This window comes from Streptomyces novaecaesareae (genome assembly GCF_000716875.1).
GTDB classification, from domain to species: Bacteria; Actinomycetota; Actinomycetes; order Streptomycetales; family Streptomycetaceae; genus Kitasatospora; species Kitasatospora novaecaesareae.
In genome coordinates this window covers 1-10,000 of sequence record NZ_JNWQ01000139.1, presented here as the reverse complement: position 1 = coordinate 10,000, position 10,000 = coordinate 1, and the positions used below count along the sequence as shown (strand labels likewise).

At 75.8% G+C, this 10,000-nt stretch carries 3 protein-coding genes; all 3 read right to left on the bottom strand.

Features of this window, described 5'->3' with window-relative positions:
- The coding region (locus OP86_RS31255; protein WP_033334189.1) for a type I polyketide synthase at positions 1-1,779 on the bottom strand (1,779 nt) is incomplete at its 3' end.
- Positions 1,780-1,832: 53 nt separating this feature from the next.
- Entirely contained in the window at positions 1,833-7,001 is a 5,169-nt protein-coding gene (locus OP86_RS38935) for a type I polyketide synthase (protein WP_033334188.1), read from the bottom strand.
- A 55-nt stretch (positions 7,002-7,056) separates the two neighbouring features.
- Positions 7,057-10,000, bottom strand: a 2,944-nt coding sequence (locus OP86_RS31245; protein ID WP_033334187.1) for a type I polyketide synthase, incomplete at its 5' end; no start/stop codon positions are given.

The window sequence follows — 10,000 nt, the reverse complement described above, 5'->3', positions numbered from 1 at the left end:
GCAACGGGCGATGGAGGCGGCGAACACGGGCGAGGTGTCGAGGAGTTCGGCGCCCATGCCGATCCACTGCGACCCCTGGCCGGGGAACACGAACACGGGACGCTCGATCGTGCCGCTGCCCAGCACGATCCCGGGTGTGGTGGTGCCCTCGGCGACGGCGGCGAGAGCGCTCAGCAGCTCCGCGCGACCCTCGCCGATCACCACCGCCCGCTGCTCGAACACGGACCGGCCCGACACCAGCGCTCCGGCCACCTCGGCCGGTTCCCACTCGGGGTGGGCCTCGACCGCCGCCCGCAGCTGTTCGGCCTGCGCGCGCAACGCCCGCTCGTCCCGGGCGGACAGTACCCACGGCACCACTGGGAAAGGCGAGTCGGTCGCGAGGGTCTCCTCGGCGGCGGGGGCTTCCTCCAGGATGACGTGGGCGTTGGTCCCGCTGACCCCGAAGGAGGACACGGCCGACCGCCGGGGCCGCCCCGTCTGCGGCCACTCCCGTGCCTCGGTGAGCAGTTCGACCGCACCCGAGGACCAGTCGACGTGCGGGGTCGGCTCGTCGACGTGCAGCGTCTGCGGCAGCACGCCGTGCCGCATCGCCATCACCATCTTGATCACGCCACCGACCCCGGCCGCCGCCTGGGTGTGCCCGATGTTGGACTTCAACGAGCCCAGCAGCAGCGGGCGTTCGCCGGGCCGGTCCTGTCCGTAGGTGGCCAGCAGCGCCTGGGCCTCGATCGGGTCGCCCAGCCGGGTGCCGGTGCCGTGCGCCTCCACCGCGTCGATCAGGTCCGGTGACAGCGCGGCCTCGGCGAGGGCCTGCCGGATCACCCGCTGCTGCGAGGGGCCGTTGGGCGCGGAGAGGCTGCTGCTGGCGCCGTCCTGGTTCACCGAGGAGCCGCGCACCACCGCGAGCACCCGGTGCCCGTTGCGCTGCGCGTCGGAGAGCCGCTCGACCAGCAGCATGCCCGCGCCCTCGCCCCAGGCCGTGCCGTCGGCGGCGGCCGCGAAGGACTTGCAGCGCCCGTCCCGGGCGAGGCCGCCCTGCCGGCTGAACTCCACGAAGGTGTCGGGCGTGGCCATCACCGTGACGCCGCCGGCGAGCGCCATCGTGCAGTCGCCGCGCCGGACGGCCTGGGCGGCGAGGTGGAGGGCCACCAGGGAGGAGGAGCAGGCCGTGTCCACGGTCACGGCCGGCCCCTCCAGGCCGAGCGCGTAGGCGATCCGCCCGGAGGCGACGCTGCCCGCGGTGCCGCTGCCCAGGAAACCCGCGACCGACTCGTCCACGGAGCTCAGCCGGGTGCCGTAGTCGTGGTACATCAAGCCGGTGAACACCCCGACCCGGGTGCCGCGCACCGTCACGGGGGGAATGTCCGCGCGTTCGAACGCCTCCCAGGCGGTCTCCAGCAGCAGCCGTTGTTGGGGGTCCATGGCGAGCGCCTCGCGCGGGCTGATGTCGAAGAACCCGGGGTCGAACCGGTCGGCGTGGTCGAGGAAGCCGCCCTCGCAGACGTAGGAGGTGCCGGGCCGCAGGCCGTCGGGGTCGTAGAAGTCCTCGATGCGCCAGCCGCGTTCGGCGGGCGGCGCACCGACGGCGTCGCGTCCGGCGGCCGCCAGCTCCCACAGCTCCTCCGGGGTCCGGACCCCGCCCGGGTAGCGGCAGCTCATTCCGACGATCGCGATCGGCTCGCGGTCGGCGGCCTCCAGTTCGGCCATCCGGCGGCGTGCCTCTCCGAGTTCGGCGGCAGCCCACCGGAGATGCTCGCGAAGCTTGTCTTCTTGTGCCACTTGAGCCTGCTCCTAAAGCCGGTGCGGGGGTCGACCTGTGCGGGGTTCGGCCCTCAACGGGCGCGCAACTGGTCGAGTACGTCGAAGAGTTCGTCGTCGGTGGCCGAGGCGAGGTCGGGTTGGTCGGCCCCGCCCCGGCCGTCGTCGCCCCAGCGGGAGAGGAGGTCCCTCAACCGGTGGGTGATCGCCGTCCGGGCCCGGTCGTCGTCGGTGAAAGGCGTCAGGAACGCCTCCAGCCGGTCGAGTTCCGCGAGTGCCGGGCCCACCTCCGTGGCTTGCTCGGCACCGAACCGGGCGCAGAGGTGATCGGCCAGGGCCGTTGCGGTGGGGTGGTCGAAGACCAGGGTGCTGGGCAGCTGGAGGCCGGTGGCCTCCTGGAGCCGGTCCTGGAGTTCGAGGTTGGCGAGCGAGTCGAAGCCCAGGCCGACGAATCCCTGGCCCGGGTCGATGGACTCGGGGGCGGACTCGGCCAGCACGATCGCCGCGTGGGTGCGGACGAGGTCGAGCAGGGCGCGTCGGCGTTCGGGCTCCGGCATCGCCCGCAGGCGCTGCGCGAAGCCGGTTGCCGGGTCCGCCGCAGGAACGGCTGCCGCAGCCGCGACGGGGGCGGGTTCCCGCAGCAGCGACGGGACCTGTCCCCGCTCGGCACGGCCCCGCACCGCTGCGAGGTCCAGCTTGACCGGGACGAGCACCGACTCGGTGATCATCATACGGGCAGTGTCGAAGAGATCAAGGGCCTCCTCCGTCGAGAGTGCACCGAACCCGTTCCGCTCCAACTTCGTGGCCTGCTGGCTGTTCAGGCGATCCGTCAGGCCGCTGCGTTCGGCCCACATTCCCCACGCGAGGGACAGGCCCGGCAGGCCCTCGGCGTGGCGCTGCCGGGCGAGCGCGTCGAGGAAGGCGTTCGCCGCGGCGTAGTTGGCCTGGCCGGCAGTGCCGAAGACGCCCGAGGCGGAGGAGAACAGGACGAAGGCGTCCAGTCCGAGGTCGCGGGTCAGCTCGTGCAGGTGCCAGGCCGCGTCCACCTTCGGCCGCAGGACGGCGTCGAGCCGCTCGGGGGTGAGCGCGGTCAGCAGGCCGTCGTCGGTCACGCCGGCCGCGTGCACCACGGCCGTCAGCGGGTGGGCTCCGGGTACCGAACGCAGCAGGCCGGTCAGGGCCGCACGGTCGGACGTGTCGCAGGCGGCGACGGTGACCTCGGCGCCCAGCGCGGTCAGCTCGGCGACCAGGTCGGACGTGCCCGGTGTCCGTTCCCCCCGCCGCCCGGCCAGCAGCAGGTGCCGGGCACCGCGGACGACCAGGTGCCGGGCGAGCAGCGAGCCGAGCGTGCCCGTGCCGCCGGTGACCAGGACGGTGCCGTTCGGGTCGAGGACGGTGCCGTTCGGGTCGAAGGAAGGGCTGTCGCCGACGGGCCGTTCCACCTCCACCAGCCGCGGCGCCAGGACGTCGGACCGGCGCAGCGCCAGCTGTGGCTCTTCCGGGACCAGACGCAGCGCGCGGGACAGGTCGGCCTCGGAGGGAGCCGCCTCGTCGAGGTCCAGGAGGCCGAAACGCCCGGGGTGCTCGGACAGGGCCGACCGCAGCAGCCCCCAGACCGCCGCCGGGGCCAGGTCGGGTGACGCGGTGTCGGCACCCACGGCCTGTGCGCCCCGGGTGACCACGACCAGCCGCGCGGCGGCGAACCGCGGCTCGGCGAGCCAGGAGCGCACCAGCTCCAGCGCATCGGCGGTGGCCGAGTGGACGGCGGACGGCACGTCTGCGCCGGCCGGCAGGACGGGTGCGAGCACCACGTCCGGCACCGGCGTCCCGGCGGCGGCCAGGGCCGCGAGGTCCGGGTAGTGGAGCGGGGAGGCGGTCGGCAGCCCGGCGCCCACCACCGCCGTCCGCAAGGTGGCGGACTCCGGGGGCGACGGCACCGGAGCCCACCGGACACGCCACAGCAGGGGAGCGCCGGTCGCGGTATTGGGCAGCGTCCGGGAGTGCAGGCTCGCGACCGACGCCACCGGGACACCCGCCGGGTCGGCCGCGTCGAGGGTCATCGCGTCCGGTCCGGCGGGCGCGAGCCGCACCCGCAGCGCGGTCGGGCCCGCTCCCCGGACGCAGACGCCGTGCCAGGCGAACGGGACCGGGACCGGCCCGGCGGTCTGCGGCGCAGCGGCGACCCAGGCCTGGAGCGCGGCGTCCAGCAGCGCCGGATGGAGACCGTACCGTGCGGCGTCGGCCCGATCCGCCTCGTCCAGGGCCACCTCGGCGAACACCTCCTCGCCGCGCCGCCAGAGCGCGCGCAGCCCGCGGAAGGCGGGACCGTACTCGACGCCGAGGCCGGCGAAGCGGGGGTAGCACCCGTCGAGGTCGATCGGCTCGGCGCCGGGCGGAGGCCAGGAGACCAGGTCCGCCGACCGGGCCGGCTCCTCGGCGGACACCGTACCGGCGGCGTGGCGGATCCAGGGAGCGTCCGCGGGCGCGGCCGGGCGGGAGGACAGCTCCACCGGGCGGCGGCCGGATCCGTCCGGGACACCGACGGCCAACCTGATCCGGACGCCGCCCTCCGGGGCGCTCTCCCGGCCGGGGAGCTCCAGCGGGGCGTGCAGGGTCAGTTCGTGGATCTGCGCGCAGCCCGTTCGGGCGCCCGCCCAGCGGACCAGCTCGACGACCGCGGTGCCGGAAAGCAGCACCCGCCCGTGCACGGTGTGGTCGGCGAGCCAGGGCAGCTCGCCGGGCGACAGCCGTCCGGTGAACAGCAGACCTCCGTCGTCGGGGAGTTCCACCACGGCCCGGAGCAGCGGATGGTCCGCCGGAACGAGGCCGGCCGCGGCCACGTCGGGGTCGGCCGGTCCGTCCTCCAGCCAGTAGCGGCGGCGCTGGAACGGGTAGGTCGGCAGGTCGACCGGGCGCAACCCGGCGGCCGGGAACACCGCCGACCAGTCGGCCGGCCCGCCGTGGACGTGCAGCTCGGCCAGCGCGGCGAGGAGTTCGTCGGGGGCGCTGAGGAGCGCGGCCGGGCCGCCGAGGGGCTCGTCAGGGGCGCCGACCACCTGGACGTCCCGGTCCGCGCCGGGTGTGATCCGGGCGGCCGGCTCGGGGCCGAGGGCGACGAACCGGGTGTGGCCGCGCTCCAGCAAGTCGCGCACCGCGTCGTCCGGATCGCCCGTCAGCAGCGGAACCCCGGCACCGGACGGGTCGAACGGCTCGCCGGACACCGCCGCGCGCGCCCCCTCCACCAGGGAGAGGGCCTGCGCCACGCAGGCCCCCGCGACCGCGCCCCCGCCCGGCGCGACCACGGCGGCCGGTTCCACCCCGTGCCCCCGCCACCAGCCGGCGAGGGCGACCAGCACAGCCCATCCCACCGCGCGGCCGACCTCCGAACGGGCCGGGTCGGGCGCGCCCGCGGACCCGCGCAGCACCTGCGTGGCGGACCAGCCGGCGACCTCGACGAGTGCCGCGTCGCAGGCGGCCAGCCGCTCCGCGAACAGCGGCGAAGCGTCCAGCAGGCGCAGCACGCGGTCGGCCCGCTCCGCCGGCCGCTCCGGCAGCACGAACACCACCCGGGCGTCCCCCCGGGCGACGCCCCGGACCAGCCCCGGCCGCGGTTCGCCCGCCGCCAGCGCGGCCAGGCCCGCCCGGAACCCGGCCCGGTCCGCCCCCAGCAGAACGGCCCGGTGCTCGAAGGTCCCGCGGGTGCGCGCCAGTGCCGCGCCCACCTCGGTGGCGGACCAGCCGGAGTGCTCGTCCAGGTGGTCCAGCAGCCGCGCGGCCTGCGCGCGCAGCGCGGCCTCGGTCCGGCCGGAGAGCACCCACGGCACGGTCGTCCCGCAGGCCGGGCCCGGTCCGGTCTGCTCCGGCTCGGCCTCCTCCAGGACGAGGTGCGCGTTGGTGCCGCTCACCCCGAAGGACGACACCCCGGCCCGGCGCGGCCGCCCCGTCGCCGGCCACTCCCGTGCCTCGGTGAGCAGCTCGACCGCGCCCGCCTCCCAGTCGACGTGCGGATTGGCCCCGTCGAGGTGCAGTGTGCGCGGCAGCACGCCGTGCCGCATCGCCATCACCATCTTGATCACGCCGGCCACACCTGCTGCCGCCTGGGCGTGACCGATGTTGGACTTCACCGAACCGAGCCACAGCGGCTCCGCCCCGGGCCGCTCCTGGCCGTAGGTGGCGAGCAGCGCCTGAGCCTCGATCGGGTCGCCGAGCGTGGTCCCGGTGCCGTGCGCCTCCACCGCGTCCACGTCCCGCGCCGACAGCCCGGCGTTCTCCAGTGCCTGCCGGATCACCCGTTGCTGGGCGGGCCCGCTCGGGGCCGTCAGACCGCTGCTCGCGCCGTCCTGGTTGACCGCACTGCCCCGGATCACCCCGAGGACGCGCCGGCCGTGCCGCCGGGCGTCGGACAGCCGCTCCAGCAGCAGCATCCCGACGCCCTCGCCCAGGGCGGTCCCGTCGGCCCGGGCCGAGAACGCCTTGCACCGCGCGTCGGGCGCCAGTCCCCGCTGACGGCTGAACTCGACCAGCGCCATCGGCGAGGCCATCACCGTCACACCGCCGGCGAGCGCGAGCGAGCACTCGCCGCTGCGCAGCGCCTGCGCGGCATGGTGCAGTGCCACCAGGGACGACGAGCAGGCCGTGTCGAGGGTGACGGCCGGGCCCTCCAGACCGAAGGTGTACGCGACCCGGCCGGAGGCGACGCTGCCGGTGCTGCCGTTGCCGACGTAGCCCTCGAACTCACCCGGCACCCGGCGCAGCCGCGAGGCGTAGTCCTGGTAGATCACCCCGGCGAAGACGCCGGTCCGGCTGCCGCGCAGGGACTCCGGGGCGATGCCGGCCCGCTCGAAGGCCTCCCAGGAGGTTTCCAGCAGCAGCCGCTGCTGCGGGTCGGTGGCCAGCGCCTCGCGGGAGCTCATGCCGAAGAACGCCGGGTCGAACTCGGCCGCGTCGTGCAGGAACCCGCCCTCGCGGACGTACACCGAGCCGTGCCGGGCCGGGTCGGGGTCGTGCAGGCCGTCGGCCCAGCCGCGGTCGGTCGGGAACGGCGAGATCACGTCCCGTTCCTGGGCCACCACGCGCCACAGGTCCTCCGGGGATGCGACCCCGCCGGGGTAGCGGCACGCCATACCGATGATCGCGATCGGCTCACGGGCCCCTTCCTCCACCTCCTGGAGCCGCCGGCGCGTCCGGCGCAGGTCGACGGTCAGCCGCTTGAGCGCGTCGACGACCTTCTCGCTACTCGTCATTCCGCTGTGCGCCTCTCTGTTCAACGACGGGTCCGGCGGGCCGGGGCGGGCATGGTCAGGGGTTCCGCAGTTCGCTGTCGACGATGTCGAGGATCTCGTCGAGCGTGACGTCCGCGAACTCCTCGTCATCGGCGGGGAGTTCGGGCGCGGAGTCCGCCTGCGGCGCGTGCAGCTGCGCCGCCAGCCCGCGCAGCCGTGCGGCGAGCCGCTCACGCGCGGCCGGGTCGGCGGGGGCCAGGTCGCGCAGGCCCGCCTCCAAGCCGTCGAGGTCGAGCAGGGCCGGTGAACCGGCCGCCCCTTCCCGCCGCCGGAGCAACTCGCCGAGGTGCTCGGCGACGGCGGCCGGTGTCGGGTGGTCGAAGACCAGCGTCGCGGGCAGGCGCAGGCCGGTGGCCGTGGCCAGGCGGTTGCGCAGCTCCACTCCGCGCAGTGAGTCGAACCCGGACGCCAGGAAGCCCCGCCCGGTGCCGACCGCCTCCGGCGAGGCGTGGCCGAGCACCGCGGCCACCTGAGCCCGCACCAACTCGACCAGCGCGTGCGACCGTTCGGCGGCGGACAGGCCGTCGAGCGACAGGCCGGCAGCGGTTCCGGTGGACGCCTCGGAGCGGGCCGCGCGCCGCGGTGCCGCGCCGAGCACGGTCCGCAGCAGCGGCAGGTCCCGCGTCGACCCGCCCTCGCGGAGCGCGGGCAGGTCCAGCCGGACCGGGAGCACCAGCGGCTGTTGCTGGGCGAGCGCGGCGTCGAACAGCGCCAGACCCGCCGCCGTGGACATCGGCAGCACACCCGAGCGACGCATCCGTGACCGATCCGCCTCGCTCAGGCCGCTGGTCATCGCGCTGGCCGCCGACCAGAGCCCCCACGCCATCGACACCCCGGGCAGGCCCAGCTCGCGGCGGTGGGCGGCCAGGCCGTCCAGGTAGGCGTTGGCGGCGGCGTAGTTGGCTTGCCCGGCATTGCCGAGCAGCCCGCCCGCGGCCGAGAACAGCACGAACATCGCCGGCTTGGCGTTCAGGGTCAGCTCGTGCAGGTTCCAGGCGGCGTCCGCCTTCGGGCGCAGGACGGCCCTGGCCCGCTCCGGAGTGAGCGAGGCGAGCGTGCCGTCGTCCAGCACCCCGGCCGCGTGCACCACCCCGGTCAGCGGGTGGCGCGCCGGGACGGCCGCGAGCACCGAGGCCAGCGCCTCGCGGTCGGCCACGTCACACGAGGCGATGGTCACCTCGGCGCCCGACTCGGCCAGCGAGTGGGCGAGTTCAGCGGCTCCGGGCGCCTGTCGGCCCTGCCGACCGACCAACAGCAGGTGCCGGACGCCGTACGAGTCGACCAGGTGCCGGGCGACGAGAGCGCCCAGCGTGCCGGTTCCCCCGGTGATCAGCACCGTGCCCTCCGGTTCGAGGGCGGTGGTGGCGAAACCGTCGGCCGGGTGCAGCCGCGCCAGCCGGGGCACCAGCACCCGCCCGGCCCGGACGGCGTACTGCGGCTCGGCGCCCTCCAACACGGCCGAGAGCACGTCTCGGTCGTCGACCGCAGGGCTGTCGAGGTCCACCAGGACGAACCGGCCCGGGTGCTCGGCCTGCGCCGACCGCACCATGCCCCAGACCGCCGCCGCCGCCAGGTCGGGCGAGGCGGTCCGGTGCGAGGTGTCGACAGCGCCGGCAGTCACCACCACCAGCCTGGCAATGCCGAAGCGGTCGTCGGCCACCCAGGCCTGGAGCAGGGACAACGCCCGTTGCACTGCCCTCCCGGCCGAGTCCGCGGACAGGGTGTCCTTGCCGGGCTCCGACGTCCAGGGGACCACGACGGCCTCGGGCACCGGTGTGCCGGCGCCGATCGCGTCGGCGAGGGCGACGAGGTCCGGATAGACGTCCCCGCCGAACGCGTCGGAGCCGAGCACCGCGTGGCGGACCGTGCCACCCGCCGCACGGGCGGCCGGCTCGTGCCACGCCAGCTGGAACAGCGAGTCGGCGCCGGAGCGGCGGGAGGCGGAGCCGAGCTGTGCCCGGGAGACCGGCCGGACGGCGAGGGAGTCGACCGTGGCGACCGGCAGACCGGTCTGGTCGGCCACCGCCAGCGACAGCTCGTCCGGGCCGGTGGGAGTCAGCCGCACCCGCAGCGCGGTCGCGCCGGTGGCGTGCAGGGTGACACCGGTCCACGAGAACGGCAGCCTCACCTGCTCCACGCCGTCGACCAGCGTGGTGTGCAGGGCCGCGTCCAGCAGGGCGGGGTGCAGACCGTACTGTGCGGCCGCGTCGTGCTGCTCGCGCGGCAGCCGCACCTCGGCGTACACCTCCTCACCGAGCCGCCAGGCGGCGCGCAGCCCCCGGAACGCCGGCCCGTACCCGAGCCCGTCGTCGGCGAGCCGTTGGTAGAGACCGTCGAGTTCGACGGGCTCGGCCCCGGCCGGCGGCCAGACGGGGCCGGACGCCCAACCCGCGGTCGGCTCGGCCGGTGAGGCGGTGCCGGTCGCGTGGCAGGTCCAGGTGTCGCCGGCCTCCGAGCCGTCGGCGGCGGAGTGGATGGTGAGGGTGCGACGCCCGGTGGCGTCCGCCGCGCCGATGCGGACCTGGACGCGGACGGCGTGCCGGTCGGGGAGGACGAGCGGCGCCTGGAGGGTGAGCTCCTCGATGCGGTGGCAGCCCAGCCGGCGACCGGCGTGGAGGGCGAGCTCGACGAGGGCCGTGCCGGGGGCGAGAACGGTGTCCCAGACGGCGTGGTCGGCGAGCCAGGGGTGCGTGGCGGCGGAGAGCCGACCGGTGAGGAGCATGCCCTCGTCGTCCGGCAGCGGGACGGCCGCCGCGAGCAGCGGGTGTTCCGCGGAGTCGAGTCCGGCGGTGCGGGGGTTCGCCGTCGTGGGCGCGGTCAGCCAGAAGCGTTCGCGCTGGAAGGGGTAGGTGGGCAGCTCGATCCGGTGGGACCGGTCGGTGGGGAGCAGGGCCGTCCAGTCGACTGGGTGGCCGTGGGTGTGGAGGTGGGCGAGGGAGGTGAGGAGGCGGGTCCAGGTT

Coding starts and splice junctions, on each gene's coding strand:
- OP86_RS38935 (WP_033334188.1), bottom strand. CDS start 7,001: ATGACGAGTAGCGAGAAGGTCGTCGACGCGCTCAAGCGGCTGACCGTC.